The organism is Halomonas sp. SCS19, assembly GCF_040147015.1.
Taxonomy (GTDB): domain Bacteria; phylum Pseudomonadota; class Gammaproteobacteria; order Pseudomonadales; family Halomonadaceae; genus Halomonas; species Halomonas litopenaei.
The window spans coordinates 2497807-2524117 of record NZ_JAMSHN010000001.1 but is presented as its reverse complement, the minus strand read 5'-3'; the positions used below and the strand labels follow the sequence as shown (position 1 = coordinate 2524117).

The 26311-nt window shown below is 66.4% G+C and carries 25 protein-coding genes; 13 read left to right on the top strand and 12 right to left on the bottom strand.

Features of this window, described 5'->3' with window-relative positions; genetic code table 11:
• Nucleotides 1-4: 4 nt before the first annotated feature.
• From phnK to phnC, 9 genes are all read right to left on the bottom strand, one after another.
• Complete coding sequence (gene phnK, locus NFH97_RS11060; RefSeq protein WP_287165687.1) at nt 5-826, bottom strand: phosphonate C-P lyase system protein PhnK; 822 nt, start codon at nt 824-826, stop codon at nt 5-7.
• Entirely contained in the window at nt 823-1671 is an 849-nt protein-coding gene (locus NFH97_RS11055) for an alpha-D-ribose 1-methylphosphonate 5-phosphate C-P-lyase PhnJ (protein ID WP_287165688.1), read from the bottom strand. Before NFH97_RS11055 ends, phnK begins: the two co-directional genes overlap by 4 nt.
• A complete protein-coding gene (locus NFH97_RS11050; protein ID WP_287165689.1) occupies nt 1668-2882 on the bottom strand; it encodes a carbon-phosphorus lyase complex subunit in 1215 nt (404 codons plus the stop codon). The genes NFH97_RS11055 and NFH97_RS11050 overlap by 4 nt, the downstream gene beginning before the upstream one ends.
• Nucleotides 2882-3580 (bottom strand): phosphonate C-P lyase system protein PhnH, encoded by a 699-nt coding sequence (phnH, locus tag NFH97_RS11045; RefSeq protein WP_287165690.1) that lies wholly within the window; start codon nt 3578-3580, stop codon nt 2882-2884. Before phnH ends, NFH97_RS11050 begins: the two co-directional genes overlap by 1 nt.
• A gap of 2 nt (nt 3581-3582) precedes the next feature.
• Nucleotides 3583-4026: a phosphonate C-P lyase system protein PhnG gene (gene phnG / locus NFH97_RS11040; protein ID WP_239452594.1), complete on the bottom strand. Its 444-nt coding sequence runs from the start codon at nt 4024-4026 to the stop codon at nt 3583-3585.
• On the bottom strand, nt 4023-4790 hold the full coding sequence (gene phnF / locus NFH97_RS11035; protein WP_083970561.1) for a phosphonate metabolism transcriptional regulator PhnF: 768 nt from the start codon (nt 4788-4790) through the stop codon (nt 4023-4025). Before phnF ends, phnG begins: the two co-directional genes overlap by 4 nt.
• A 91-nt stretch (nt 4791-4881) precedes the next feature.
• On the bottom strand, nt 4882-5676 hold the full coding sequence (gene phnE / locus NFH97_RS11030) for a phosphonate ABC transporter, permease protein PhnE (RefSeq protein WP_045994226.1): 795 nt from the start codon (nt 5674-5676) through the stop codon (nt 4882-4884).
• A 90-nt stretch (nt 5677-5766) separates the two neighbouring features.
• Entirely contained in the window at nt 5767-6798 is a 1032-nt protein-coding gene (gene phnD, locus NFH97_RS11025) for a phosphonate ABC transporter substrate-binding protein (RefSeq protein WP_045994225.1), read from the bottom strand.
• A 58-nt stretch (nt 6799-6856) separates the two neighbouring features.
• The gene (gene phnC, locus NFH97_RS11020) at nt 6857-7726 is read right to left on the bottom strand and encodes a phosphonate ABC transporter ATP-binding protein (protein ID WP_108133444.1); all 870 of its coding nucleotides are present in this window, start codon (nt 7724-7726) and stop codon (nt 6857-6859) included.
• Nucleotides 7727-8137: 411 nt separating this feature from the next.
• Here phnC and NFH97_RS11015 point away from each other — a divergent pair, with 411 nt between their 5' ends.
• On the top strand, nt 8138-8557 hold the full coding sequence (locus NFH97_RS11015) for a VOC family protein (protein WP_045994223.1): 420 nt from the start codon (nt 8138-8140) through the stop codon (nt 8555-8557).
• Nucleotides 8558-8566: 9 nt separating this feature from the next.
• On the opposite strand, the gene NFH97_RS11010 is transcribed toward NFH97_RS11015, so the two are convergent.
• A complete protein-coding gene (locus NFH97_RS11010; RefSeq protein WP_222517124.1) occupies nt 8567-8845 on the bottom strand; it encodes a hypothetical protein in 279 nt (92 codons plus the stop codon).
• Between the two features lie 169 nt (nt 8846-9014).
• Here NFH97_RS11010 and NFH97_RS11005 point away from each other — a divergent pair, with 169 nt between their 5' ends.
• A complete protein-coding gene (locus NFH97_RS11005) occupies nt 9015-9824 on the top strand; it encodes a TlpA family protein disulfide reductase (protein WP_348827173.1) in 810 nt (269 codons plus the stop codon).
• Nucleotides 9825-10167: 343 nt separating this feature from the next.
• Nucleotides 10168-13107 (top strand): RNA polymerase-associated protein RapA, encoded by a 2940-nt coding sequence (rapA, locus tag NFH97_RS11000; protein ID WP_349624807.1) that lies wholly within the window; start codon nt 10168-10170, stop codon nt 13105-13107.
• Between the two features lie 161 nt (nt 13108-13268).
• On the opposite strand, the gene NFH97_RS10995 is transcribed toward rapA, so the two are convergent.
• Nucleotides 13269-14180 (bottom strand): TIGR01777 family oxidoreductase, encoded by a 912-nt coding sequence (locus NFH97_RS10995; protein ID WP_124805177.1) that lies wholly within the window; start codon nt 14178-14180, stop codon nt 13269-13271.
• Nucleotides 14181-14555: 375 nt separating this feature from the next.
• On the opposite strand from NFH97_RS10995, the gene NFH97_RS10990 reads away from it, so the two are divergent.
• The 10 genes from NFH97_RS10990 to NFH97_RS10945 all read left to right on the top strand — a co-directional run bounded on the left by NFH97_RS10990 (nt 14556) and on the right by NFH97_RS10945 (nt 24373).
• Nucleotides 14556-15584: an NAD(P)/FAD-dependent oxidoreductase gene (locus NFH97_RS10990; RefSeq protein ID WP_348827175.1), complete on the top strand. Its 1029-nt coding sequence runs from the start codon at nt 14556-14558 to the stop codon at nt 15582-15584.
• A 52-nt stretch (nt 15585-15636) separates the two neighbouring features.
• Nucleotides 15637-16023: a sirohydrochlorin chelatase gene (locus NFH97_RS10985; RefSeq protein ID WP_349624806.1), complete on the top strand. Its 387-nt coding sequence runs from the start codon at nt 15637-15639 to the stop codon at nt 16021-16023.
• A gap of 315 nt (nt 16024-16338) precedes the next feature.
• On the top strand, nt 16339-17250 hold the full coding sequence (locus NFH97_RS10980) for a MerR family transcriptional regulator (RefSeq protein ID WP_045990818.1): 912 nt from the start codon (nt 16339-16341) through the stop codon (nt 17248-17250).
• A gap of 79 nt (nt 17251-17329) precedes the next feature.
• Nucleotides 17330-18760, top strand: a complete 1431-nt coding sequence (gene phrB / locus NFH97_RS10975; protein ID WP_349623020.1) for a deoxyribodipyrimidine photo-lyase — start codon at nt 17330-17332, stop codon at nt 18758-18760.
• 229 nt (nt 18761-18989) lie between these two features.
• Nucleotides 18990-19430, top strand: a complete 441-nt coding sequence (locus tag NFH97_RS10970) for a nuclear transport factor 2 family protein (protein WP_045990820.1) — start codon at nt 18990-18992, stop codon at nt 19428-19430.
• A gap of 219 nt (nt 19431-19649) precedes the next feature.
• The gene (locus tag NFH97_RS10965; RefSeq protein ID WP_045990821.1) at nt 19650-20462 is read left to right on the top strand and encodes an SDR family NAD(P)-dependent oxidoreductase; all 813 of its coding nucleotides are present in this window, start codon (nt 19650-19652) and stop codon (nt 20460-20462) included.
• Nucleotides 20459-21790 (top strand): NAD(P)/FAD-dependent oxidoreductase, encoded by a 1332-nt coding sequence (locus NFH97_RS10960; protein WP_349624805.1) that lies wholly within the window; start codon nt 20459-20461, stop codon nt 21788-21790. Before NFH97_RS10965 ends, NFH97_RS10960 begins: the two co-directional genes overlap by 4 nt.
• Nucleotides 21787-22596 (top strand): DUF1365 domain-containing protein, encoded by an 810-nt coding sequence (locus tag NFH97_RS10955; RefSeq protein WP_045990823.1) that lies wholly within the window; start codon nt 21787-21789, stop codon nt 22594-22596. Before NFH97_RS10960 ends, NFH97_RS10955 begins: the two co-directional genes overlap by 4 nt.
• Nucleotides 22593-23861, top strand: a complete 1269-nt coding sequence (locus NFH97_RS10950) for an SAM-dependent methyltransferase (protein ID WP_108133432.1) — start codon at nt 22593-22595, stop codon at nt 23859-23861. The genes NFH97_RS10955 and NFH97_RS10950 overlap by 4 nt, the downstream gene beginning before the upstream one ends.
• 11 nt (nt 23862-23872) lie before the next feature.
• Nucleotides 23873-24373, top strand: coding sequence for a DUF2878 family protein (locus tag NFH97_RS10945; RefSeq protein ID WP_349624804.1), 501 nt, complete (start codon nt 23873-23875; stop codon nt 24371-24373).
• Nucleotides 24374-24392: 19 nt separating this feature from the next.
• On the opposite strand, the gene NFH97_RS10940 is transcribed toward NFH97_RS10945, so the two are convergent.
• Entirely contained in the window at nt 24393-26249 is a 1857-nt protein-coding gene (locus tag NFH97_RS10940) for a putative bifunctional diguanylate cyclase/phosphodiesterase (protein WP_213230099.1), read from the bottom strand.
• Between the last annotated feature and the right edge of the window lie 62 nt (nt 26250-26311).

The window sequence follows — 26311 nt, the reverse complement described above, 5'->3', positions numbered from 1 at the left end:
GAATTCATGGCGTCAGCACCGAAGACACCAGCAGCTGGGTGTAGGGATGCTGCGGATCGTCGAGGATCTGATCGGTCAGCCCGGCCTCCACCACTCTGCCCCGGCGCATCACCATCAGGCGGTGGGCCAGCAGCCTGGCCACTGCCAGGTCGTGGGTGACCAGGATCACCGACAGGCCGAGCTCCCGGGTCAGGGTGCGCAGCATGTCCAGAAGCCGCGCCTGGACCGAGACGTCGAGGCCGCCGGTGGGCTCGTCCATGAACACCAGCCTGGGCTGGGTCACCAGTGTGCGGGCGATCTGCAGGCGCTGCTGCATGCCGCCGGAAAAGGTCTGGGGCGCGTCGTCGATGCGCGCCGGGTCGAGCTCGACCCGGCCCATCCAGTCCTGGCCGGCGGCGCGCAGCTCGCCGTAGTGGCGCTGGCCCAGCGCCATCAGCCGCTCGCCGACGTTGGCCCCGGCGGAGACCCCCAGGCGCAGGCCGTCCCGGGGGTTCTGATGGACCAGGCCCCACTCCATGCGCAGCAGGGCGCGGCGGCGTGCCTCGCTGATGGCATAGAGGTCGAGCGCTTCGTCCTTGCCGGGTCTGCCGCCGACCGAGCCGGCCTCCCCGGCGTGATAGACCACCTGACCGCGATCCGGCGCCTCGAGCCCGGAGAGCACCCGCAACAGGGTCGACTTGCCCGAGCCGGACTCGCCGACGATGCCCAGCACCTCGCCCTGGTGCAGGGTGAAATCGATCTCCTCGCAGCCCTTGCCGGGGCCGTACAGGCGCTGGATGGCGCGGGCCTCGAGCAGGGCGGGACGTTCAAGCTGTGGGCGCTTCATGCCTTCTCCTCGCTGCGGGAGTTGCAGTAGTCGGTATCCGAGCACACGAACATGCGTGCGCCCTGATCATCGATGATGACCTCGTCCAGGTAGCTGTCGGTGGCCCCGCAGATGGCGCAGGACTCGTCCCAGGCCTGGATCTCGAAGGGGTGATCCTCGAAATCGAGGCTCTCCACCCGGGTGTGTGGCGGAATCGCGTACAGGCGCTTCTCGCGGCCGGCGCCGAACAGCATCAGCGCCTCGCTCATGTGCAGCTTGGGGTTGTCGAACTTGGGAATCGGCGAGGGGTCCATCACGTAGCGCCCGTCGACCTTCACCGGGTAGGCGTAGGTGGTGGCGATATGGCCGTGGTGGGCGATGTCCTCGTAGAGCTTGACGTGCATCACCCCGTACTCCTCAAGCGCGTGCATGACCCGGGTCTCCTCCTCGCTGGGCTCGATAAAGCGCAGCGGCTCGGGAATCGGCACCTGGAAGATCAGGATCTGGTCGGCGCGCAGGGTCTTCTCGGGAATCCGGTGACGGGTCTGGATCACGCTGGCCTCTGCCGTGGCGGTGGTGGTCTCGACCCCGGCGACGCGCTCGAAGAAGGCGCGGATGCTGACCGCGTTGGTGGTGTCGTCGGCGCCCTGGTCGATCACCTTGAGGGTGTCGTCGGCGCCCAGCACGCTGGCGGTCAACTGCATACCGCCGGTGCCCCAGCCGTAGGGCATCGGCATCTCGCGCCCGCCGAAGGGCACCTGGTAGCCGGGGATCGCCACCGCCTTGAGCAGGGCGCGACGGATCATGCGCTTGGTCTGCTCGTCCAGGTAGGCGAAGTTGTAGCCGCTGTCGATGGCGGTGTTCATCGGACGTTCTCCTGGACGTTCTTGGCCTGGGCGTTTGCGGTCTGGGCTTTTTCAGAACGGGTACTGTCGCCATCGCCTGGTGCAGGACGTGCGCTGGCGGCTTGGGTGTCGGACACGGCCTCGGCCGTGGCGGCGGTACGCTCGGCGTGCTCTCGACGCAGGCGGCGAATCAGCTCAAGCTCCGACTGGAAGTCGACGTAGTGCGGCAGCTTCAGGTGCGAGACGAAGCCCGAGGCCTCGACGCTGTCGGCGTGGGCCAGCACGAACTCGGCCTGCTGGGCCGGGCTCTGGATCGGCTCGCCAAGCTCCTCGGCGCGCAGGGCGCGGTCGACCAGCGCCATGGCCATGGTCTTGCGCTCGTTGCGGCCGAAGGCCAGGCCGTAGCCCCGGGTGAACTGGGGGGCGGTGTCACCGCTGCCGGCGAACTGGTTGATCATCTGGCACTCGCTCATGGCGATCTCGCCGACGCACACCGGCCCGTCGAAGCCCTCGACCTCGATCTCGACCTCCACCGCACCCTGGCGAATCTCGCCGGCGAAGGGGTGGTTGCGCCCGTAGCCCCGTTGGGTCGAATAGCCCAGCGCCAGCAGGTAGCCCTCGTCGCCACGCGCCAGCATCTGCAGCCGGGTGGCGCGATCCACCGGAAAGTCGGGGGGATCGCGGGTGATGTCGTAGGGCTCGCTGCCGTCGTCCTCTTCCCGCTCGATCAGGCCTTCATGGTTGAGACAGTCAAGGATCTGGGGGCAGGCCTCGAGACCTTCCTCGGCACCCTGCGGCGCTGGTGTATCGGTCTCGACCTCCACGCCGGCCAGCAGCATGAAGTCGAGCAGCCGGTGGGTGTAGTCGTAGGTCGGGCCCAGCACCTGGCCGCCGGGCACGTCCTTGAAGGTGGCGCTGATGCGACGCTCGATGCGCATGGCGCCGGTATCCACCGGCAGCGTCTCGGCCAGCCTCGGCAAGGTCGTGCGATAGGCGCGCAGCAGAAACACCGCCTCGACGGTGTCGCCGCTGGCCTGCTTGAGCGCCAGGGCGGCGAGCTCGGGATCGTACAGCGAGGCCTCGGCCATCACCCGGTCCACCGCCAGCCCCAGCTGCTGCTGGACCTGGGACACCTCGAGTTCGCGCTGGTCGCGCGCTCCACGACGACGATCGGCCATCCAGCGATGGGCGTTGGCGATGGCCTTCTCGCCTCCTTTCACGGCGACATACATCAGGCGGTCTCCTCTTGGCGTTCGGCGTCGTCTGTTCCCGCCAATCCTGCGCCGGACAATCCTGCGCCGGACAAGCCAGCTCCCGACAGACGGGTACTACGGGCGATGGCAGTGAGTCGCGTCCCGCTGCTGATAAAGGCGTCCAGCCCCCGGGGGAAGTGGGCACGATTGGCGGCGAGCACACGCATCAACGGCAGCACGCGCTCGGCGTTACCCAGCGCAAGGCCGCGCTGACCGGGTACCCCGGGACCGGATAACCACCAGTCCTCGCCCTGCGCCAGCGCCTCGACCATCACGATCAGGGTGGTGCTGCGATCGGGCCAGGCGTCCGAGCCCAGCGCGAAGCCGTCCTCGCGGGACAGGGTGTCAGGGGTCACCAGGGCGAAGTCGGCCTGGGCCGGGTCGTCGGTCAGTCGCGCCCCGGTGTGGAAGGCCAGGGCGGCGGCGAGGTTGGCGCGCGCAAGCCCCTCGTCCACCCACACCCGGGTATCGAGGTCGCACAGCGCCAGCAGCGCGCCCCAGGCGGCGGGCGAGATCGCCGCGCCGGCCGGCAGCTCCGGCAAGACAAGCTCGGTCAGGGTGCCGGGCTCGGACATGGCGCCGAGCAGCTGACGAAACAGCCGCTGGCTGTCGTGAACGGGATCGGCGAGTCCCGGCCAGTCGTGGGGCCGGACGGCCTCGGAGGTCTGCTGAGTCATGTTCATTCGCCCCTTACCATGGTGAAGAAGTCGACGCGGGTGGCGGCGGCGGTCTGCGAGGCCTGGTTGCGCTGCTCATCGAGTGCCTGCTCGAGCGGTGCCATCAGTTCGCTGTCGATACGCCTGGCCCAGTGGTCGTGGTGAGCGCAGGCGTCGACCAGGGCGATCAGCTCGGCGTGGGCCTTGTCGCGACCACGCACCCAGCCATGGCCAAGGGTGCCGTCATCGAGGGCGACGCTGGCCCGGGTCAGGGTCATCTCGCCCAGGTTGAAGGCCGATCCACTGCCGCCCATGCGGCCACGGACCATCGCCATGCCGGTCTCGGGGCCACGCACGCAGCGGTGGCTCGCCTGGATGCCCAGGGACTGCCAGCCTTGCGCAAGACGGTCGAAAGGAGTCAACGCGAGCAGGCGATGACGTTGCGTCGGGGTCATGGTCGGTGTCATGAGAAGCCCTCGTCGTCGTGGGACTGCGGACGCTCGTCCGCGGGAAAGTCGAAGTGATAGGCCAGCCGATCGGCCCGTGCCCGACTGACGGAGATCTCCACCAGACGACCATCGGCGTCGACGTTGTCACTGGTCAGCACCACCAGCGGCGCCAGGCGGGCGCACTGCAGCATGCGGCTGTCGTCGGCGTCGGCCTGGACCGCTTCCAGGCGCACCCGGGAGCGCCTCAGGCGCAGCCCGTAGTGCTGGTCCAGCAGCGCCCGGGTCGAACCACCGCGATAGCGATCTAGCCAGCCCGGCACCCGTTCGGGGTCGAACCAGTGGCGCAGCCGCAACAGCGGGGCCCGGTCGACATGGCGCATGGTGTCGACACACAGAAGGCTCTCGCCCGGCCCACGCGCAAAGCGCTGGGCGATGGCCTCCGGCGGCACCGCCAGGCCCTGGGTCAGGCAGCAGGTCTCGGTGGCCAGGCCCAGTTCCGCCAGGTTGTGGGTGACCTTGCTGGCGGCGTTGACCGCATAGTCCAGGCGGCGGTCCACCACCTGGGTGCCACGGCCCTGGTGACGGGTCACCATGCCGGCGGCCACCAGTTCGTCCAGCGCCCGGCGTACGGTGTGGCGGTTGACGCCGAAGCGCCTGGACAGCGCCGCTTCGCTGGGCAGCAGATCGCCGGGAGAGTACTGCGCCCGGACTTCGCGCGAGAGGACATCGGCCAACTGGCGATAGCGCGGCGGGCTGCCTGCCTCGGTCACTTGTCTAGACATCTTCGCTCCAAAAAAGAAGGTATCGGGTGGTGGCCGAAGCCACCGGCAGACCAGCCGTTCTGGTCTGCTTACTCGGCTCTGCTGTGTCAGCCTAGATGAAGCGCTTGCGTACGAACTGCGAGGCCATGTCCAGCGCCGTCACGGCGATGATGATCACCAGCATGATGGTGGCCGTCTCGGCGTACTGGAATCCGCGCATGGTCTCCCACAGCGCCACCCCGATACCGCCGCCACCGACCATGCCGAGCACCGTGGCCGAGCGGATGTTGGACTCGAAGCGATACAGGCTCACCGAGATCCACAGCGGCAGCACCTGGGGAATCAGACCGAACACGATCTCCTCGATGCGCCCTGCTCCGGTGACCCGAATGCCTTCCATGGGCCCGGCCTCGGCGGCTTCCACCGCTTCGGAAAACAGCTTGGCCAGCACCCCGGTGGTGTGGATGAACAGCGCCAGGGTTCCGGCGAAAGGCCCAAGCCCCACCGCCACCACGAACAGCATGGCGAATACCAGCTCGTTGATGGCACGGGTGGCGTCCATCAGTCGGCGCACCGGCTGGTAGACCCACCAGGGCACCAGATTCTCGGAGCACAGAAGGCTCGCAGGAATGGCGACCAGGATGGCCAGCAGGGTGCCCCAGATGGCGATCTGGATGGTCACCAGCATCTGCTCGATGTAGTGGCCGAGGTTGCCGAAGGCCGGGGGAAAGAAGTCGCCGGCCAGGGTCGCCATATTGTCGGCGTTGGTCACCAGCAGGCTCGGGCGCATCTCGACGCCCTGCCAGGACCAGGCCAGCACCGCCAGGCCGACGCCCCACAGCGCCAGGGTGGTCCAGCTACGCTTGGGCGGCAGGCTGATGCCGGAAAGTTGTGTCTGGGTGGTCATGCGTTTTCCTGGGGGAACTTGAGAAAGCGGTGACAGCGTGAGCGGTCCAGGCCGCGCCGGGCCTTCGTCCCGGCGCGGCCTGGCGTCACATCAGCCGGCGTTGGTGGCGGCATCCTCGGGCATCGCCTCGGCGGCCTGCACTTCCTTCATGCGCGCATCGAGATCGTCGAGCTGGCTGTCGATCTCGGCCAGTCGGGCCTCGCGATCGCCTTCGTCCAGGCTTTCGTCCTTGGCCACCTCGGAGCGCTCCTTGAACAGCGCCAGCTGACGGATCGGCAACAGCTGGTCGTTGTCGGAGGCATCGAAGCCAGACCACTGCAGCGGCTCGAGAATCTGCTGCTCTTCGGCGTCATCGCCGTAGTTCAGGAAGAACTCACGCAGCTTTTCCTTGGTGGCGTCGTCTAGGTCGCCGCGCCACACCAGCGGGTCGGACGGGATCAGCGGCGACTTCCAGATCACCCGCAGCTGCTCGGCCTTGTCCGGCGCGGTCACTTCCAGACGCTCCATGCCTTCGGTATTGAAGGTGGCCACGTCGACCTGCTGATTGGCCACCGCCAGGGCGTTGGTCTCGTGGCTGGAGTTCAGGGTGCGCTTGAAGGCTGACGAGGCGTCGACACCGTTCTTGGCGAAGACGTAGTAGCCCGGCACCAGATAGCCGGAGGTGGAGTTGGGATCGCCGTTGCCGAACACCAGCTCGGAGGCGTTGGCCAGGACGTCATCGACGCTTTCGATGTCGCTGTCCTTGTGGGTGATCATCAGACTCCAGTAGCCCGGGGCTCCGTTGGCCGCCACGGTCTGGGCGAAGATCTCGCCGTCGGCACGATCGACGGCTTCCATGGCCGACTTGTTGCCGTACCAGGCCAGGTCGATCTGATCAAAGCGCATGGCCTGGATCACCGCGGCGTAGTCGGTGGCGAAGAAGGGCTCGACCTCCATGCCGATCTGCTCGGACATATCGGCCAGGAACGGGTCCCACAGCGGCGCCAGATTCTGGCTGGCCTCGGTGGAGATGATGCCGAACTTGAGGGTCTCGGTCTCGGCGGCGGCCAGCTGGGCACTGGCGGCAAGGCCAATACCGGCGATCAATGGCAGCGACAGGCGACGAAAGGATGCGAGAGACATGGGATTCTCCTGAAGGTTATCGGTCGTTGTGGGAACAGGTGTCGCAGGATGTGGTGGCTCAGCTATGGACGACCTGCGCCGACACAGCCGTCTGGGCCTGGGTGTAGCTCGGCTCACGCAGCGGTGACGGCAGGTCGGGTTGACTGCCGGCACGCAGCTCGTCGAGGCCGGCGTTCTCGTACAGGGTCTTGAGGCGTGCGTCGGTCAGCTCGGAGGTCTTGCCGTCGAAGTACAGGCGCCCATCCTTGAGCGCGATGGCCCGGTGGCAGTAGCGCCGGGCGATATCGACCTGATGCAGGGTGATGACCACGGTGCGGCCATCCTCGGCGTGAATCCGCTCGAGGATCTCCATCACCTCCCGGGCGCTGCGCGGGTCCAGCGAGGCGATGGGCTCGTCGGCGAGGATGACGTCGGCGTCCTGCATCAGCACCCGGGCGATGGCCACCCGCTGCTGCTGACCGCCGGAAAGGGTGTTGGCACGCTGGTAGGCCATGCCCTCGAGGCCGACCCGAGCCAGGCACTGAAGGGCCCGTTGGCGTTCCTCGTCGCTGAAGCGACCGAGCAGCGCCCGCGCCCGCGGCATGCGCCCGAGCTGGCCGATCAGCACATTGGTCAGCACGCTGAGGCGATTGACCAGGTTGAACTGCTGGAAGATGTAGCCGACCCGGCAACGCTGGCCACGGCTGGCCCGGCGCAGGCGACCGCTGGCCTGGATCTCGCGCCCCAGCAGGCTGACTCGGCCACCGCGATCACGGTTGCAGCAGGTCAGTCCGACCAGATGACGCATCAGGGTGGACTTGCCGGAGCCGGACGGGCCGATCAGCGCAACGATCTCCCCCGGGGTGATCTCGAAACTGACATCCTCGAGCACTCGGCTATGGCCGAAGTTCTTGTTGAGCCGCTCGACGATGATGGTGGGAATGGACATGACGCCTCTCCTCTAGGAATGGCGCCAGTCTGGACATCAAAGATGAAGGCCAGTTGTCTAGACAATGTCATTGAGATGACAAATTTCCCTGCACACGGAGCAAGCGCACCGGCACTACCTCGCCAGAGGTAGAAAAAACAAGGAGTTGGGGTCGACTGTCATGCAGCGGTCACGTCATTGCCGCCGATTCGTCATACTCAGGCAGGGCGACCTATGGACGAAGACGTCGTCCATCTGTACGAAAAGGAAGATGGACAAGACGCCCTGAAAAGTCTTGCAAGGAGGCACCAGCAAGCGGCCAATCGCCACGCCCATAGCGCCAGGCGATAAAGGCCATAAACAGGCTTGAAGGGAAAACCGGCGGCTTCGGCGCCAGACTGAATCCGACACATGATCCCACGGAGGCATGTCATGCAGCATCTCAGTCTGGAGCCGGGCGCCCTGGAGGTCAGCGACCTGGCGGGAATGCGTCGGTTCTTCGAGACGACACTGGGCCTTCGGGTGCTGGTCGCCAGCGACACTGGGGTGACCCTTGAATTGGGAGGCGGCGAGAACACCCAGGTGCTGATGTTGCTGGCGAGCCACACCCCGACGCCGCCGAGAACACTGAATCTCGAGGTCGACGCCGCCAGCTTTCCTGCGCTGCGTCGACGCCTGGAAGACTGCGGACACGAGTGCGGCTTTGTACAGAGCTGGGAGGGAGACAACAGCACCTCGCGTCAGTGCGCCTTTCGGGTGGTGCTGTGCCGGATGCCGGAGGGGCACTGGCTGAGGCTTACCGCCATCGATCCGGCCCGCTGCGCCTCATCGACCCGAGAGGTCCGGGCCTGACGCCGTTGATCAATCGCGACCCTCGCCGTCTCCCGCTTCTTCGTCACCCTCGTCATCACCCAACAGCCGCTGGCGCCGTTCGTCACGGAACTTCTGCAGGCGGTTGTTGCGGTAGCGCCGGACGATCGCTACTACCAGCGCCACCACCAGCATCAGCCCCAAGGTGAGCCCCTGCCACGGGCGCGGGTGGTCCAGGGTGGTGCCGAGCACAAAGATCATCACGAAGCCGAGGGCCTGGCTGCCGATGGCCAGGGCGCGCAGGGGGTCGAAGGTCTTGGGTGGTGACATCACAGATCCTGATCAGAGAGATGGCTCGAAAACCGATGGCCCGGCAGGCGGCTCGGGATGACAGCGCGCATCGGGCGCAGTAGCCTTGCCGGATCGAGCCCACCAAGTGTACCTGCTCGCCTGCGCATTTTCGTGCTTTCGCGTTTCCCCAATGGAGTTCGCCCCATCCATGGATGCCATCGCCATCGGACCGGTGCTAGTGAGCCTGCCGCGTCTCTACGCCCTCGTCGTCACCCTGTTGCTGCTGGCCGCCAGCGCCTTCCTGCTGGGCCTGCCCCGCCGCCGCCACGGTCGCTGGTTCAACGGCCTGATGCTGGCCTGGCTGGTCGGCGCTCGGCTCGGGCACGTGCTGCCGCACTGGGCCGCCTATCAGGACAAATGGCTGGATATCATCAAGCTGTGGCTGCCCGGCTACAGCGGGGTCTGGGGGCTGGTCGCCGCCGCCCTGTGGACCCTGTGGTCACTGCGTGATCGCCTTGGCGCCCTGCTCGGTGCCCTGGGTCTGACGCTGGTCGCCTCGCTTGCCTGGCTGGCGCTGGTCAGCTGGGCGCCGCTGTCGGCAAGTCCGGCGCCACAACGCGTGCCAGAGCTGACCCTGGAAGACGTCAACGGCGCCCCCATCGAACTGGCCTCGCTGGCAGGCGGCCCCACCGGCAAGCCGCTGATCATCAATCTATGGGCCACCTGGTGCCCTCCTTGCCGGCGCGAGATGCCGTTGCTGGCCGACATCGACCAACGCGACGACGTCACCGTGGTCGTGGCCAATCAGGGAGAGCCGCTGGTTCAGGTCGCGCGCTACCTGGACGAGGCCGGCCTGGACTTTCGCTACCCCCTGCTCGACCCGCGCCAGCAACTGCTGGCCGCGAGTCAATCTCCCGGGCTACCCACGACACTGCTGTTCGACGCCGAAGGGAAGCTGCTCGAGCGCCATGTGGGGGAGCTGACCCTGCCTCTGCTGGACGACTGGCTGGCGCGCTGAAACTTTGCCAACCTGAGCACATACTGCAGGTGAACCGCACCCGCAGTCTCAGGGCCGAGGGGGACACCCCGCCTCGGCCCGCCCAACCTGTCTTTTCCTGCACTGACGTAGCCTGAATCCGCCACCTCACGGCCAAGCTCATCGCTGGCCCGGGCACGGCGGCAAGCGCGGGGGCGTTTCGGGAACGCCTCGATGCGAAGGTTTCAGCCGCCATGCGACATCTGATCACGGGCATGACGATGGCGCTTAAGCCAGACTGAAGATTGCTGTAAGATACCGCGCCCTGTCGGCGGCGGGCCTGGCCCGCGACCACGAACCGTAACGACGCATCTCCCGAGGCATCATGAGCGACTTCTCTCCCGGCCAGCGCTGGATCAGCGACGGCGAGGCCGAACTCGGCCTGGGCACTATCCTGAATTGCGACGCGCGCAGCGTCACCGTGCTCTTCGGCGCCAGCCAGGAAACCCGCACCTACAGTACCCGTCTTGCCCCGTTGACCCGAGTCGCCTTCGGCAGTGGTGATCGCATCCAGTCCGCCGAGGGCTGGCAGATGACGGTGGACGACACCAAGGAAATCGATGGCCTGATCGTCTATATCGGCGAAGACGACAAGGGCGAGCTGTGCGAATTGCCGGAGGCCCGGCTGGCCGACAGCATGCAGTTCGACCAGGCCCGAGATCGTCTGCTGACCGGCCAGGTCGATCGCAACGACTGGTTCGACCTGCGCTTTCGCACCCTGCATCACTACCATCGCATCGAGCAGAACCCGGCGCTGGGTCTGGCCGGCCCACGCATCGATCTGATACCCCATCAGCTGTACATCGCCGACGAGGTCTCCTCGCGTCAGGCGCCTCGCGTGCTGCTGGCCGATGAAGTCGGCCTCGGCAAGACCATAGAAGCCGGACTGATCCTGCATCGCCTGCTGCTGACCGGGCGGGTCGAGCGGGCGCTGATCCTGGTGCCGGCGAGCCTGACTCACCAGTGGCTGGTGGAATTGCTGCGACGCTTCTCGCTGTCGGTGACCCTGCTCGACGAACAGCAGAGCCAGGCCCACGGTGACACCAATCCCTTCGAGGCCGGCCAGCTGGTGCTGGCAAGCCAGGACTGGCTGTTCGCCAACACCCACCGCCAGCAGCAGGCCGAAGCCTGCGAGTGGGACCTGCTGATCGTCGACGAGGCCCACCACCTGGAGTGGAGCGAGGACGAGGTCGGCCCCGGTTACGCCTGCGTCGAGCGCCTGTCCGGCGCCACCGAGGGCGTGCTGCTGCTGACCGCGACGCCGGAACAGATGGGGCTGGCCAGCCACTTTGCCAGGCTGCGCCTGCTCGATCGCGATCGCTACTCGGACCTGGAGGCCTTCCGCGCCGAAGAGCAGGGCTATGTGGCGGTGGCCGAGGCCATCGACGCCCTGGGCGATGTCGACGGGCCGCTGGATGCCGGCGCCCGGGACACCATCGGCGCTGTCGCCGACGACGGCGACAGCCAGGCGCTGCTGGCGACCCTGTCCAACCCCGAATGCAGCCTGGAACAGCGCCAGCAGGCCAGCGCCCAGCTGCGAGACCAGCTGCTCGACCGCCACGGCACCGGCCGGGTGATGTTCCGCAACAGCCGTCGCCACGTCGGCGGCTTCCCTAAACGTCGCCTGCACGTCGACAAGCTGGAGCTGCCGTCGTCCTATCGCCGAGTGCTGCGTCGCCTGGCGCGGGACGAGGACTACCTCGACGAGCTGCTGATCGAGACCGGCCTCGACCACCCCGAGGTGATGGTCTATCTGGACGGCATGTACAGCGCCCTGACCGAGGATCCGCTCAACGCCGAACCCTGGTGGCAGTTCGACCCCCGGGTGACCTGGCTGCTCGAACGGCTGACCGAGATGGGCGACGACAAGGTCCTGGTGATCGCCCACGACCGCGAGACCGCCCAGGGGCTGTCCGACGGCCTGCGCGTGCTCGGCGGGGTACAGGCGCCGGTGTTCCACGAGGACCTGTCGCTGGTCGAGCGCGACCGTGCCGCCGCCGCCTTCGCCGATGACGAGGACGGCTGCCAGGTGCTGGTGTGTTCCGAGATCGGCTCCGAAGGCCGCAACTTCCAGTTCTGTCGTCATCTGGTGATGTTCGACCTGCCTCTGCACCCGGATCAGCTTGAGCAGCGCATCGGCCGTCTCGACCGCATCGGCCAGCGCCACGCCATCGAGATCCATGTGCCGGTGTTCGAAGGCAGCCCCGGCGAGAAACTGCTGCGCTGGTATCAGGAGGGGATGGACGCCTTCAGTGCGCCGCACGGTATCGGCAATGACCTGTTCGACGCCTTCGGCGACGACCTGGCCGAGAGCCTGCTCGACGACGAGGCTCTGGAAGAAGTCATCGGTGAGACCCGCGCGCTGTTCGACGCCAAGCTGGCCGAACGCGACGCCGGTCGCAATCGCCTGCTGGAGCTCAACGCCTGCCGTCCCGAGCGGGTCGAGTCGGTCAAACAGGGGATCGTCGAACTCGACGAGGACCGCGCCCTGCCACGCTACCTCGACCAGGCGCTGGACATCTTCGGCGTCGACAGTCGCGAACTTGGCAACGACCTGACCCTGCTGTCACCGGGCTCGCACATGCTCGACGGCCTGCCAGGGCTGGTGAAGGGCGAGGAAGGCTTCACCGTGACCACCTCGCGCTCCCGCGCGCTGGCCCGGGACGACGTCCAGCGGCTGTCCTGGGAACACCCGCTGCTGCGCGAGATGATGGGCCGCATCCTCGACGGCAACATGGGCAACACCGCCCTTGCCCTGCTCAAGCATCCGGCGATCCCTGCCGGCCGGCTGATGGCGGAGCTGGTGTTCCGCACCCACTGTCCGGCACCGAAGCGCCTGCACCTCAATCGCTTCCTGCCGCCCACCGCGGTGCGGGTGCTGCTCGACGAGTCCGGCGCCAACCTCACCGACAAGGTGTCTTTCACCGGTCTTTCGAAGAACCTCAAGAAGGTCAAGAAGGCGGTGGCGCGGGACCTGATCAAGAGTCGTCACGACCAGCTGCGCGACCTGCTCGACAGCGCCGAGGCCGAGGCCCAGCGAGAGCTGCCGACGATCGTCGAGGCCGCCCAGGTGCGCATGCGCCAGACGCTGGACAACGAGCTGACCCGACTCGAGGCCCTGGCACAGCGCAACCCGTCGGTACGCGAGGACGAGATCACCGCCCTGCGCGACGAGCGCCAGGCGCTGGACCAGGCCATCGAAGGCACCCGCCTGCGCCTGGACGCCGTGCGTGTGATCGTGACCATCGACGACGACAGCGCCTAAGGATCGTCTCGGATGAGGCGGCCCCGCGCTGCGACCGACAGCGCGGGGCTCCTGCTGTTTGCGAGATGTATCCGGTGCAAGGCCTTGGCGTAACGTGAGTCGCCTGGGGTATCGACCGGCAGTAGCGACCGCCGGTATCGAACAGCGGAACTCGCGCCGTCTTAAAGAATGTCGTCCAGCGCCTTGTCCAGGGTCGGGTAGCGAAAGCTGAAGCCCTCCTCCTCGAAGCGCTGCGGCACCATGCGCGCGCCGGTCAGCAGCAACCGCGACATTTCGCCGAAGGCGGTCTCCAGCACCATCGCCGGCACCGGAAAGGGCGTCGGGCGCTTCAGGTGACGCCCGATCGCTTCGGTGAACTCGCGGTTGGTGACGGGCTCCGGGGCACTGCCGTTGAAGGGCCCGCTCAGGTGCTCCTTCTCGATCAACCACAGGATCATTTCCACCAGATCCTCGCGATGGATCCAGGGCATGTACTGATCGCCCTTGCCGAGCCGCCCCCCCAGCCCCAGCTTGAACGGTGGCAGCAGCTTCTTGAGCATGCCGCCGCCTTCATCCAGCACCAGGCCGGTGCGCAGGATCGCCAGGCGCACGCCGAAGTCCTTCACTCCAGCGGCGGCCTGTTCCCAGCGCTTGCACAGGCGGTGGGCAAATTCATCATGGGGCGCTGTCTGCTCGGTTACCGGCGGCGCATCCTCGCCCCCGCCCTGATCGCCGTAGAAGCCCATGGCCGAACCACTGACCAGCACCCTGGGGGCCTTGGCGGTCTGCGACAACTGTTCGCACAGCATCACCAGTTCCCTGGTGGCGTTGATGCGCGAATCGATAAGTCTTTCCTTCTGGGTGTCACTCCAGCGCTTGTCGGCGATGGGCTCGCCAGCCAGGTTGACCAGCACCCCGGGCGGCGCGTCGACGAAGTCCAGCGCGCTGACCCGTACATCCGCCCCCTCGGGCAGCACCTTCGCCGCCTGCGCCGGTGAGCGGGAGACCACCTGTACGCGGTGACCGGCGTCCACCAGGCGTCGACACAGACGCTGGCCCACAAAGCCACTGCCACCGGTGATCAGTACTCGCATAGCTTGTCCTCTCGCAATACACAACGATCCCTGGCCCCGACCACATACCGTCGGCCCTCTCTAACGGCAGCGGCCACCGCAGCGTGCGACCAGCCTGATTTCAGCCTAGTCGGTTGTGCGCTGGCCGGTCTACGGCTTGTCTGAAAAGTGCCTGCGCTCGGTAATACGGCGTTAAAAATCGGCTGGTGCGCCAGCCCGGTCAAAATGCTCATTTACACCCCGTAAACTGCGCTGTCTCACCGATTTTTGCCTTGTCTAACCTTCGCTCGTCGACTTTTCGGACAGAGCCTAGGACTTCATTTGACTCAAGTTGTACATCACTTATACGCTACATCCAAGATATTGACACCACAGACTCGAGGAGGGCTTCCGTCGATGCTGCAGGTCGCCATCATTGGAGCGGGGTTCAGCGGCCTGGCTTGCGCCGGCCAGCTCCGCCGACACGGTCACCGTGCGGTGCTGTTCGACAAGGGCCGAGGGCCCGGTGGGCGTGGCAGTTCTCGCCGAGAGGGAGACGAATCCCTCGACCTGGGTGCTCAATACTTCAGCGTGCGTGACGCTACCTTCGCCGCCGAGGTCGACCGCTGGGAAGCCGCAGGGGTAGCCACGCACTGGCCGCCCTCCAGCTATCGGGTCGACGCCTCGGGCGCCTGGCATGAGGAAGGCGACGATCAACATCGTTACTGCGGCACTCCACGCATGAGCGCCATCACCCGCCACCTGGCCGCCCCCCATGAGCTGTTTGCGGCGACTCGCGTCACCCGCCTGACCGATCGCCTGGACGGCTGGTGGCTAGAGGACCCGCAGGGCGACAGCTACGGCCCCTTCGACCGGGTGGTGGTGACCGCGCCGGCGGCCCAGGCCGAACCCCTGCTGCGCCCCCACGACGAGGCGCTGGCGCAGGCCTGTCGTGAGATCCGCATGCTGCCCTGCTGGAGTGCCTGGGTGCGCTTCGACACCGCGCTGACGCTCGAGGGCATCGACGCCGACTGGCCAGTGGTACGCTTTGACCAGGGGCCGCTGCGCCTGGCGGTTCGCCAGAATCGCAAGCCCGGACGCGAGCACCAGAGCGAGACGCTTTCGCTGCTGGCCCAAGACGAGTGGAGTCAGCGCCATCTCGAGGACGACGCCGAGGACGTGGTCAGCAGGCTGACGGCAGCCCTGCAGAAGGCCCTCGCAACCCAGTTGCCGACAGGTTCCTCTCTGCCCCAGATCACGGCCAGCGGTGCCCATCGCTGGCGCTACGCCACCGCGGACCTTACGCTGGCGGCGCCCGATCACCGTCTCGGCGAGGATGGCCTGGCACTGGCCGGTGACGGTCTGCGCGGCGGACGTATCGAGGATGCCTGGCTGTCGGGCGTGCACGTCGCCGAGGCCCTGCATCGTACTGCCACCGACGCCTGAAGCGGGCGCCAGTCGCAGGCTTACCCATTTTCAGGTCATCAGGAAACCGAACATGTCATACGCACTGGTACTACTCGCACACGGCTCCAGCGATCCCAACTGGCGGGCGCCCTTCGAGCACTTCCGCGACGCCCTGGCGCCACGCCTTGGCACGCCGATCCGGCTGTCCTACATGGAGCTGTGCGAGCCGTCGCTGGAGACCACCGTGGCCGAACTGAGCGCAGCCGGCGTTACCCGCATCGAGGTGCTGCCGCTGTTCTTCGCCGCCGGTCGTCATCTGCGCAAGGATGTGCCTGCCCAGATCGGCGCCCTGCGCAGCGAACACCCGGGGCTCGAGCTGACGCTGCTGGCGCCGGTAGGAGAACACCCCGTGTTCGTCGAGGCGCTGGCAAGCGCAGTGGCCGACCAGGTCGGCGAGACGCTGTCACCGGCCCCCTGATCAGCCCCCTAGGGCTTGTCTGAAAAGTGCCTACGCTCGGTAATACGGCGTTAAAAATCGGATCAACATGCTCATTTACACCCCGTAAACTGCGCTGTCTCACCGATTTTTGCCTTGTCTAACCTTCGCTCGCCGACTTTTCGGACTAAGCCTAGACGTTCAATCAGCGTGAGCGAAAAGCGGTAAAACTGTTGTACACTTTGTAGCGTCTGTACAGCTACGGAAACGTCGAGTCACCTACGCCATCGACAACTTCCAGGGACAGGGCGCAGCTTGCGCCTTCACAATCGCACCAGGACACGCATCGAGGCCCTCATGAGTCATACGGCGCCCCCCACCGAATCTCCTCTCTACCCCATCCGCGAAGTGTCGCGGCTCACCGGGGTCAATTCGGTGACCCTGCGTGCCTGGGAGAGGCGTTACGGACTGATCGAGCCGCGCCGCACGCCCAAGGGGCATCGCCTCTACGCTCGGGAAGACATCGAGCGGGTCGAGCGTATTCTGCAATGGCTCAACCGCGGTGTCCCGGTCAGTCAGGTCAAGGATCTGTTGACCCAGCCCGAGCCCGCCGAGACGGCACCGCCCGCCGCCGGTGACTGGACCTCGCAGCGCCGCCAGATGCTGGGTGCGGTGGATGCCCTCGACATGGATCATCTGGACGGCCTGTACCAGCAGTCCCTGGCCCTCTACCCGGTCGGCACCTGCATCAGTGAGCTATGGCAGCCGGTGGTCCAGGAGCTCGAGGAGCGCTGGGAAGGGCAGCTTGGCGCGGCCTTGCAGCGACGCAGTCTGGAGAGCTTCCTGCGCACGCGCATCGGTATTCGCCTGTTTCACGCCAATCGCACCGCCCGTGGTTCCACCCTGCTGCTGGACACCCTGCCGGACGATGACGGTTCGCTGTGGACCCTGATGCTGGCGCTCGCCGCCAGTGAACGCGGCTACCGCATCGCCCTGATGGATGCGCCGCTGCCGTTCACCGATCTGCCGCTGGCGCTGGAGCGCCTGCGCCCCGGTGCGGTGGTGCTGTGCAGCGGCAAGGCCGAACGCTCCGACGTGGTCCGTCGACTGCTGCCTCGCCTGGCCGAACAGCTCGACACTCCGCTGGCGCTGTGCGGCCCGGTGGCACGCATCCGCGCCGCCGAACTGGCCGACAGCCAGATCGAGGTGCTCGGTGACGACATCCCCATGGCGCTGGACCGGCTGAGGCCGCTGATTCGCCAGCACTGAGCCACGACAAGACAGCCTGATCATCCCCGTCGCGGCGCGATGCCCACTCTAACCACGACACGATTCGCGGGAGCTCCCCATGCCTGTCACTCTGGTCTGGTTTCGCAGCGATCTGCGTATTCACGACAATACTGCGCTTTACCACGCCGCCCGGCGCGGCCCGGTTATCGGGGTCTTTCTGCACGCCGAACAGCAGTGGCGCGAACATGGCCACGGCGACAACAAGCTCGACTTTCTGTGTCGTGGCGTGGAGGCCCTGGGCGAAGCCCTGGCCGAGCGCAATATTCCGTTGATCCAGCGTCAGGTGCCACGCTTCGATGACGCCCCCCAGGCACTGATGGCGCTGGCCGAGGAACTCGGCGCCGACGCCCTCTATTTCAATCGCGAGTACCCCCTCGATGAGGTCAGGCGCGACCAGGCGGTGCTGGCGCAGGCCGAGCACAACGGCCTCGAGGCGCGTGCCCTGCGCGACGCCGTGGCCTTCAGTCCCGGCGAACTGCTCACCGGCAAGGGCGACTACTATGGCGTCTTCACCCCCTTCGCCAAGGCCTGGCACAAGGCCATCAGCGCCGAGCGACTCGAGGTGCTGGACCCACCGGAGCGCCAGGCGCCGCTGGAGCTGTCCTCCAGCGCCAGCCAGCGCCGCGACTATCCGAACAAGAGCGTGGATGGTCGCCACTGGCCGGCCGGCGAGGAGGCCGCCAGTGACCGTCTGTCGCGCTTTCTGCGAGGTTTCCCTGACAGCCCGGCGAAGCGCTACAGGGAGCAGCGGGACTTCCCGGCCAGACGCGGCACCAGCGAGCTATCGCCCTATCTGGCGCTGGGCATGATCTCCTGGCGTCAGTGCATGCAGGCGGTGATGGCGATCAACGACGGTAGCTTGAGCGACGGCGACGCCGGCCTGACCGCCTGGGTCAGCGAACTGGTGTGGCGAGAGTTCTACCAGCACGTGGCCACAGGCTTCCCCAGGGTGTGCCGCTATCGGGCCTTTCAACGCCACACCGAGGCCCTGGACTGGCGCGATGCCCCCGAGGATTTTGCCGCCTGGTGCGAAGGACGCACCGGCTATCCGCTGGTCGACGCCGCCATGCGCCAGCTGGTCGCCACCGGCTGGATGCACAATCGCCTGCGCATGGTGACCGCCATGTTCCTGTCCAAGCACCTGTTGATCGACTGGCGACGTGGAGAGCGATTCTTTCTCGAGCACCTGGTCGACGGTGAATTCGCCGCCAACAACGGCGGCTGGCAGTGGGCGGCGTCCACCGGTACCGACGCCGCGCCCTACTTCCGCATCTTCAACCCCACCACCCAATCCGAACGCTTCGATCCCGAAGGCGAATTCATCGCGCGCTGGGTGCCGGAGCTTGCGTCACTGGCGCCGAAGAAGCGACATGCCCCGACCCGGGATCTGCTCACCGACCTCGACTACCCCGCCCCCATCGTCGACCACCGCGCCGCCCGCGAGCGCGCACTCGACGCCTTCAAGAGCCTGTCGAAGGACGCGGGATAAGGACACTGTCTGGCTTGGCCTGGCGTGAGATAGCCCGGCACAAGCCAGAGTCATTCTGAGGTCCCTTTGCTGATCCGCCCCGGCCCGAACCCTCTAAACCCTGACCACCTAAGCCCGAACCACCTAAGCCCTGAGCACCTCAGACCGATCCACCTAAGCCCGATCCACCTAAGCCCGATCCACCTCAGTCCGATCTGCCGACGACAACAACACCGACAAGGAGCACCCCATGATCCAGGACCCTGTGCTGGCGACCTTTTGCGACACCTTCAATAAACTAGACAATACCTGTACAGAAAAGCTATACAGTATATATTCTAGTGACATCGTCTTTATCGACCCATTGCATCGGGTGGAAGGCATAGAGGCACTGAAGCGCGACTTCGACGCCCTATACGCCAACGTGATCGACTGCCGCTTCCGCTTTCACCATGGCCTGCGGGACGGCGACCGGGGCTTCGTGTGCTGGACCATGGCGCTGCGCCACCGGCGCCTTTGCAAAGGCCGCCAGATCGACGTGGAAGGCTGCTCGGTATTGCGCTTCGCCTCACCAGACGGCGGCAAGGTGGTCCACCACCAGGACCACTTCGACGCCGGTGCGCTGCTCTACGAGCGCCTGCCGTTGCTCGGCGCGGTGATACGCAGCATCAAGCGATACGCCGCCGGTTGAGGCTGGCAGCGCCGGCCGATGCCCGCGCCTTCGGTAAATATACGCACCGTCGGCTGAAACCATGGACGGCGCCGATACGTAGCTGACAGCAGGCCCAGAATTCTGATCCGACCTTGTACAACAAGAGTGAATCTCGACAAGCGTGAATCGCAGCGAGCTTGAATCGAGCCCACAGCAAGCTCAGACAGCAAGGCCGCACCGCAAAAGGAGCGACAGTAGATGGCACGCGACCCCAACCCTCAGCGCATCTGGCTGACCGGCGCCACCTCCGGCATCGGCGAGGCACTGGCACGACGCCTGCTCGACGATGGCCATCGCGTCGCCCTGACTTCGCGCGGCAAGGCTGGCCTCGAACGACTGGCCAAGGATCACGAGAATGCCATGCCGGTCCCCGCCGACATCACCGACCGCGCGTCGATGCAGGACGCCGCCGCACGCATCGACGAGGCCTTCGACGGCCTCGACATGGTGATCTTCAATGCCGGGACCTGCGTCTACCTCGACGGCGGCCGCGTCGACACCACCCTGGTTCGCGACAACTTCGAACCCAACTTCTTCGGCACCATCCATGGCATCGAGGTGGCTCTGCCGCTGTTGCACAAGGCCCGACGCCAGGGTGCCCGCCCGCAGATCGTGGCGACGTCCAGTGCTTCGGCCTATCTGGCGCTTCCGCGTGCCGAAGCCTACGGCGCGTCCAAGGCGGCACTGAGCTACTTTCTCGAGTCGCTGCGACTCGACCTGGCCCATCAAGGCATCGACGTCAGCGTCATCCACCCCGGCTTCGTCAAGACGCCGTTGACCGAACGCAACGACTTCCCCATGCCCATGGCGGTCACGCCGGAACAGGCGGCCAAGGCGATCTTCGAAGGACTGTCGGCACGCCGACGGGACATCCACTTCCCGCGGCGCTTCACCTACCTGGTCAAGTTCATGGGCATCCTGCCCCTGCGGCTGAGGATCGCCCTGGGCAAGCGCCTGGTCAGGCGCGAAGACGATGACGCTTCCACCCCCCACAAGGAACGCAACCAATGACTCGCCTTCAACCGCCGTTCGAGGCCCAGCGCATCGCGGTGATCGGTGGGGGTATCAGCGGCCTGGCCGCCGCCCGCTACTTGAGCGCGCGTCACCGGGTGACGCTGTTCGAGGCCGCCGACCGGCTGGGGGGACACACCGCTACCGTGGATGTCAGCCTGGACGGACGGGACTACGCCATCGACACCGGCTTCATCGTCTTCAACGATCGCACCTATCCGCACTTCCAGCGCCTGCTGGCACACCTCGGGGTGAACGCTCAGGCCACCGAGATGAGCTTCTCGGTGCATCGCACCGACCGCGACTTCGAGTACAACGGCCACACCCTGACCTCGCTGTTTGCCCAGCGTCGCAACCTGCTGCGCCCTGCGTTCTACCGCCTGCTGGGCGAGATCCTGCGCTTCAACCGACTGGCCATCGCCGATCTGGCGCGACCGGGCCAGGATACGTCCAGCGATGCCCTGCTGATGCCCCTTGGCGACTATCTCGATGGCCATGGCTTCAGCGACGACTTTCAGCGCCACTACCTGCTGCCCATGGGGGGCGCCATCTGGTCGGCCAGCCTGGCCGATATCCGCGCCTTTCCCACACGTTTTTTCCTGCGCTTCTTCCACCACCATGGGCTGCTGTCGGTCAACGACAGGCCCCAGTGGTACACCGTGGAAGGGGGATCGCGCGGCTATATCGATGCCATGGTGGCGCCCTACGCCGACGCCATCCGCCTGGCGACGCCGGTGCGCAGTATTCGTCGGGAACACGACGGCGTGGTGCTGCGCACCGATGCCGGCGAGGAACGCTTCGACCAACTGGTGCTGGCCTGCCACGCCGACCAGGCGCTCGGGCTGCTCGATGACCCCAGCTACGCCGAACGCGAGGTGCTGTCGGCGTTGCCCTACGCCGACAACGAGGTGGTACTGCACACCGATACTCGCCTGCTGCCGCGCCGTCGGCGCGCCTGGGCCAGCTGGAACTATCGCCTCGACAGCCGCAGCGACGCTGACCGGGTCTCGGTCACCTACGACATGAATATCCTCCAGCGCCTGAGCGCGCCGCACACCTTCTGCGTGACCCTGAACGACGCCGACAGCATCGACCCGGCCAAGGTGCTCGGGCGCTTTCGCTACGCCCATCCCCAGTTCACGGCCCAGGGTAGCCTGGCCCAGGCGCGTCATGCCGAGATCTCCTCTGCGGCGCTGCGTACTCACTTCTGTGGCGCCTACTGGCGCAACGGCTTTCACGAGGATGGCGTATGGAGCGCGCTGCGGGTGGCAAAGGCGCTGGGCTGCGAGGAAAGCGACCATGAGCGGCTGGAGGCGGTGGCACCATGATCGCCAAGCCGCGTTCGCGGATCTACCGCGGCACCCTGCGCCATCGGCGCTTTCTGCCGCGACCCCACGAGTTTGCCTATCGCGTATGGATGGCCTGGCTCGACCTGGAGGAGCTGCCCGAACTGTTCGACCGGGTGCCCGGCTTCAGTGCCCGCAGGCCGGCGCTGGCCCGCTTCAGGCGCGAGGATTACCTGCCGGCACGGGGCAGCGAGATAACCCTGGCCGACGCCGCCAGGGCCGAGGTCCGCGAGCGCCTGGGCCAGGCGCCCCAGGGCCGGGTCTGCCTGCTGACCCAGCTTGGCTCTCCCTGGGTGTCGTTCAATCCCATCTCGCTCTACTACCTCTACCACGAACCCGACGGCGAGGGACGCGAGCGTCTGGGCGCGATACTCGGTGAAGTCACCAATACCCCCTGGCGCGAGCGCACCCGTTACGCTGCCGCGGTAGACCCCGAGCGTCACAGCCACCGCGCTGAGTTCGACAAGGACCTGCACGTATCGCCCTTTCTGCCCATGGGCATGACTTACCACTGGCGCTTCAACAGCCCGGGGCGTGAGCTCGCCATGCACATGGAGACCTGGCGGGATGGCCAGCGCCACTTCGATGCCACCCTGACCCTGGCAGGCCGGCCGGCTACCCGACCGGCGCTGCTCGCCGGCCTTGCGCGGCAACCCTGGATGGCCACCAAGACCCTGGCTGCCATCCACTGGGAGGCAATCAGGCTGTGGCTCAAGGGCGTCCCGCTGCACGATCACCCACCGCCGGCCGAAGGCCTCTCATCCAGATCCGAGGAGACTCCGTCTTGACCACACTCAGGAGCGAACAAGGCGTCACCATCAGCCGACGCGGCGACAGGCTCAGCCACTGGCTCAAGCCTCGGGTGCTGGCGCAATTGGGCCAACTGCGCCACGGCAGCATCACCCTTGTCGACGGCCATGAGCGCCATCAGCTTGGGGAACAGGGGGAACTGAGCGTAACCCTGGTGGTACGCCGCAGTCGGGTGTGGAAGCGCATGGCGCTGGGCGGCACCCTGGGGGCGGCAGAAGCCTACATGGACGGTGACTGGGACGTGGACGATCTGGTCGGACTGGTGCGTCTGTTTGCGCGCAACATCGACCGGGTCAATGACGATGTGGAAGGCGGCCTGGCCGGCCTGGGACGCGCCCTGCTGTCCACGCTGCTGCGTCTGCAGCGCAATACCCGCAAGGGCTCCCGGCGCCACATTGCGGCCCACTACGACATCGGCAATGACCTGTTCGCGACCTTTCTGGACCGTGAACACTGGATGTACTCCAGTGCCATCTTCCCCTCCCCGGAGGCTACCCTCGAGCAGGCCTCGACGCACAAGCTCGATGTCATGCTCGACAAGCTAGACGTCAGACCTCACCACCACCTGCTGGAGATCGGCACCGGCTGGGGCGGACTCGCGATCCATGCCGCCCGTACCCGCGGCTGCCGGGTGACCACCACCACCATCTCCCGCGAGCAATACGAGCATACCGCTCGCCGCCTGGCCGAGGAGGGACTCGAGGACCAGGTCACCCTGCTCAACGAGGACTACCGCGAACTTAGCGGGCGCTATGACCGGCTGATTTCGGTGGAGATGGTGGAGGCGGTCGGCGCCGACTACCTGCCGCGCTACCTCAAGACCCTGGACCAGTTGCTGGCGCCCCAGGGGCTGGCGTTGCTGCAGGCCATCACCGTACGTGACCAGCGCTATGAAGCGGCGCGCAGAGAGATGGACTTCATCAAGCGCTACATCTTTCCCGGTGGTTTTCTGCCATCGCCCACGGTACTGCTGCAGAACCTGACGAAACACACCTCGATGAACCTGGTCGATCTGGATGATATCGGCCCGCACTACGCCCGCACCCTGCGTGAGTGGCGCCAGCGTTTCGAGGCGAGCCTCGATCAGGTCGGCAAGCTGGGCTACGACGAGCGTTTTGTGCGCATGTGGCGCTACTATCTGTGCTACTGCGAGGCGGGTTTCGCGGAGCGCACCATCAGCACCTGCCACCTGTTGCTGGCCAAGCCCGATGCGCGGCCGCGAACTCGGCTCGGCAAGCCGTGATCAGGGGACCGATGCCCCCCCGCTGGCAGGCCTCGCTGCTCAATGTGGCGGGCTTCCAGCTGGGCTGGTTCGGCTGTGTGCTGATGGGCGCCTGGGCCGGCGGAGCCATTGCCCTGGCGGTGATCGTGGCGCACCTGCGCTGGTTGGCCAAGCCCGGAGAATGGCGCTGGTTGCTGGGGTTTCTGCTGGCTGGGGTCGTGATCGATGGCTCGCTGGCGGCGTTGGGCGGCTATCGCTTCGACCCGCAGAGCCCGAGGCTCGGTCCGCTGGCGTTGTGGCTGCTGTGGCTGTGGCCGCTGTTCGCCACCCTGATTCATCACTCGCTGGAGTGGCTATGGACGCGCCCCTGGCTCGCCGCCCTCGGCGGCCTGATCGGCGGCCCCTCGTCCTACCTGGGCGGCGCGGCACTGGCGGGCGTCGAGCTGGCCAAGTGGCTGCTTCCGACCCAGGCGCTGATCTGGGCCTCGCTGTGCCTGGTCATCGGCATCGGCCTGCGTCGACGCTCAGGCTGAACAAGGGCTAAAGGCGCCATCAGGCCACCGCCTGACGGGTATTGGCCTCTTGACGGGTAGCGCTTTCCCGCCACAGGGCTTCGAGCTCGTGGGCCGGCATCGGCCGGGCGTAGAAGTACCCCTGCACCTCATCGCAGCCGGCCTGGCGCAGGTAGTCGCGCTGTTCTGCGGTTTCGACACCCTCGGCCAGTATCTCCAGTGACAATCCTCGGGCCATCGCCGTGACCGCGTTGACGATGGCCGCATCGGCGCTGTCACCCGGCAGCGCCTTGATGAAGGCACGATCCAGCTTCAGCTTGTCCAGCGGCAACTCCTTGAGATAGCCCAGCGACGAATAGCCGGTACCGAAGTCGTCGAGGGCGATGCGATGGCCCAGGTCACGCAATCGCTCCAGGCGCGGCACGATATCGCCGCCACGATCGTCCAGCAGCACCGACTCGGTCAGCTCGAGCCCCAGCCACTGGGACGCCACGTCATGGCGCGCGCGGCCGGTGGCCAGGGTCTTCTCCAGGTCGCCCTGGAACAGCTGCATCGCCGAGATGTTGATCCACACCGGCAGCGGCGATAGCCCCCGCGAGCGCCAGTGGGCGAGCTGGGTCAAGGCCTGATGAATCACCCAGTCACCCAGCGGTGCCATCAGTCCATGACGCTCCGCCAGGGGGATGAACTCCGCCGGGGAGATCATCCCGTCGCGGGGATGACGCCAACGCAGCAAGGCCTCCATGCCGATCATGGCGTCATCGGCGAGGCGATGTTGCGGCTGGTAGTGAAGCTCAAGCTGCCCTCCCTGGGCCAGCGCTTCCCGCAGGTCATTGAGCAGCGTCAGATTGGGACCGTCGCCGACGTCCAGGGCAGGCCGAAAGCGCTGGCAGCAATTACCGCCATGGCGGCGGGCGGACGCCAGCGCCGCCTCCATGCGCTGAAACAGCACGCCGTCACTATTGCCGTCCTCCGGCGCACGACAGCTGCCGATGGTAATACCGAGCCTCAAGGTGCTGCCGTCGATCTCGAACGGCTCCCCCAGATGGCTCCTCAAGCCCTCGACCCAGCGCTCGTGATCGTCGTAGGTAGTGGTACGCAGGACCATGAATTCGTCCCCGCCCAGCCGCCCGACCACACCGCCGGCCACATGCCCGGCCAGGCGCTTGCCGAAACGTGCCAGCAATCGATCACCGGCGCTGACACCGAGGCCGTCGTTGATCTCCTTGAAACCATCGATATCGATCAGCGCCAGATCCAGGCACTCACCGGCACGCAGATGACGCAGACGCGAGGCCAGCAATTCATGAAGACGGAAACGGTTGGGCAGGCCGGTCAGCGGGTCTTCCCGACCGATCCGCCTGAGGTCCTGCTCCCGGGCCTTGCGCAGCGAGATATCGGTAAAGGTGGCGATATGGTGCTCGGCGCGGCCATGGGGGTCGGTGATCACCTGGACCTCCAGCCACATGGGGTACTCGCTGCCATCCTTGCGTCGCTGCCACAGCTCGCCTTCCCAGCGACCGGCGCTGATCAGCGCCTGCCAGAAGCGCTCGAAGAAGGCACTGTCATGGCGCGCCGCCGCCAGGTTGCTGGCGCTGAGGCCGGCCACCTCGGACAGCTCGAATCCCGAGAGCTCGGTAAAGGCCGGGTTGACCGCCTGGATACGGTGCTGGTCGTCGGTGATCATCACCGCCTCCCCCGACTGTCGCATCACCTGCTCGGTCAACCGCGAGCGACGCTGCTCGAGCTTCACCTGACGCCAGCCGTCCCACATGGCCACCGCCATCAGCAACAGCGCACCGAGCCTGAGCGAGACGCTCGGCAGCCACAGGACGGCTGACATCGCCGAGAGCCCGAGCCAGATCAGCGGGCGATTGAAAGATAACCGAGGCCACATGGTCGAATTGGACTCCCGCGATAGAGAACGCGAAAAAAGTGTGCTGTCGTTATCGGCGCTTT

Bases quoted from the DNA above. Each gene is read 5' to 3' on its own strand.
- NFH97_RS10960 (WP_349624805.1), top strand. From the start codon at position 20,459: ATGACTCGCCTTCAACCGCCGTTCGAGGCCCAGCGCATCGCGGTGATC.
- NFH97_RS11050 (WP_287165689.1), bottom strand. From the start codon at position 2,882: ATGTATGTCGCCGTGAAAGGAGGCGAGAAGGCCATCGCCAACGCCCAT.
- NFH97_RS11005 (WP_348827173.1), top strand. From the start codon at position 9,015: ATGGATGCCATCGCCATCGGACCGGTGCTAGTGAGCCTGCCGCGTCTC.
- phnK (WP_287165687.1), bottom strand. From the start codon at position 826: ATGAAGCGCCCACAGCTTGAACGTCCCGCCCTGCTCGAGGCCCGCGCC.
- rapA (WP_349624807.1), top strand. From the start codon at position 10,168: ATGAGCGACTTCTCTCCCGGCCAGCGCTGGATCAGCGACGGCGAGGCC.
- phnE (WP_045994226.1), bottom strand. From the start codon at position 5,676: ATGACCACCCAGACACAACTTTCCGGCATCAGCCTGCCGCCCAAGCGT.
- NFH97_RS11010 (WP_222517124.1), bottom strand. From the start codon at position 8,845: ATGTCACCACCCAAGACCTTCGACCCCCTGCGCGCCCTGGCCATCGGC.
- phnF (WP_083970561.1), bottom strand. From the start codon at position 4,790: ATGTCTAGACAAGTGACCGAGGCAGGCAGCCCGCCGCGCTATCGCCAG.
- NFH97_RS10945 (WP_349624804.1), top strand. From the start codon at position 23,873: ATGCCCCCCCGCTGGCAGGCCTCGCTGCTCAATGTGGCGGGCTTCCAG.
- NFH97_RS11055 (WP_287165688.1), bottom strand. From the start codon at position 1,671: ATGAACACCGCCATCGACAGCGGCTACAACTTCGCCTACCTGGACGAG.
- NFH97_RS10940 (WP_213230099.1), bottom strand. From the start codon at position 26,249: ATGTGGCCTCGGTTATCTTTCAATCGCCCGCTGATCTGGCTCGGGCTC.
- NFH97_RS11015 (WP_045994223.1), top strand. From the start codon at position 8,138: ATGCAGCATCTCAGTCTGGAGCCGGGCGCCCTGGAGGTCAGCGACCTG.
- NFH97_RS10985 (WP_349624806.1), top strand. From the start codon at position 15,637: ATGTCATACGCACTGGTACTACTCGCACACGGCTCCAGCGATCCCAAC.
- phnC (WP_108133444.1), bottom strand. From the start codon at position 7,726: ATGTCCATTCCCACCATCATCGTCGAGCGGCTCAACAAGAACTTCGGC.
- NFH97_RS10990 (WP_348827175.1), top strand. From the start codon at position 14,556: ATGCTGCAGGTCGCCATCATTGGAGCGGGGTTCAGCGGCCTGGCTTGC.
- NFH97_RS10965 (WP_045990821.1), top strand. From the start codon at position 19,650: ATGGCACGCGACCCCAACCCTCAGCGCATCTGGCTGACCGGCGCCACC.
- NFH97_RS10970 (WP_045990820.1), top strand. From the start codon at position 18,990: ATGATCCAGGACCCTGTGCTGGCGACCTTTTGCGACACCTTCAATAAA.
- NFH97_RS10995 (WP_124805177.1), bottom strand. From the start codon at position 14,180: ATGCGAGTACTGATCACCGGTGGCAGTGGCTTTGTGGGCCAGCGTCTG.
- phnH (WP_287165690.1), bottom strand. From the start codon at position 3,580: ATGACTCAGCAGACCTCCGAGGCCGTCCGGCCCCACGACTGGCCGGGA.
- NFH97_RS10980 (WP_045990818.1), top strand. From the start codon at position 16,339: ATGAGTCATACGGCGCCCCCCACCGAATCTCCTCTCTACCCCATCCGC.
- phnG (WP_239452594.1), bottom strand. From the start codon at position 4,026: ATGACACCGACCATGACCCCGACGCAACGTCATCGCCTGCTCGCGTTG.
- NFH97_RS10955 (WP_045990823.1), top strand. From the start codon at position 21,787: ATGATCGCCAAGCCGCGTTCGCGGATCTACCGCGGCACCCTGCGCCAT.
- phnD (WP_045994225.1), bottom strand. From the start codon at position 6,798: ATGTCTCTCGCATCCTTTCGTCGCCTGTCGCTGCCATTGATCGCCGGT.
- phrB (WP_349623020.1), top strand. From the start codon at position 17,330: ATGCCTGTCACTCTGGTCTGGTTTCGCAGCGATCTGCGTATTCACGAC.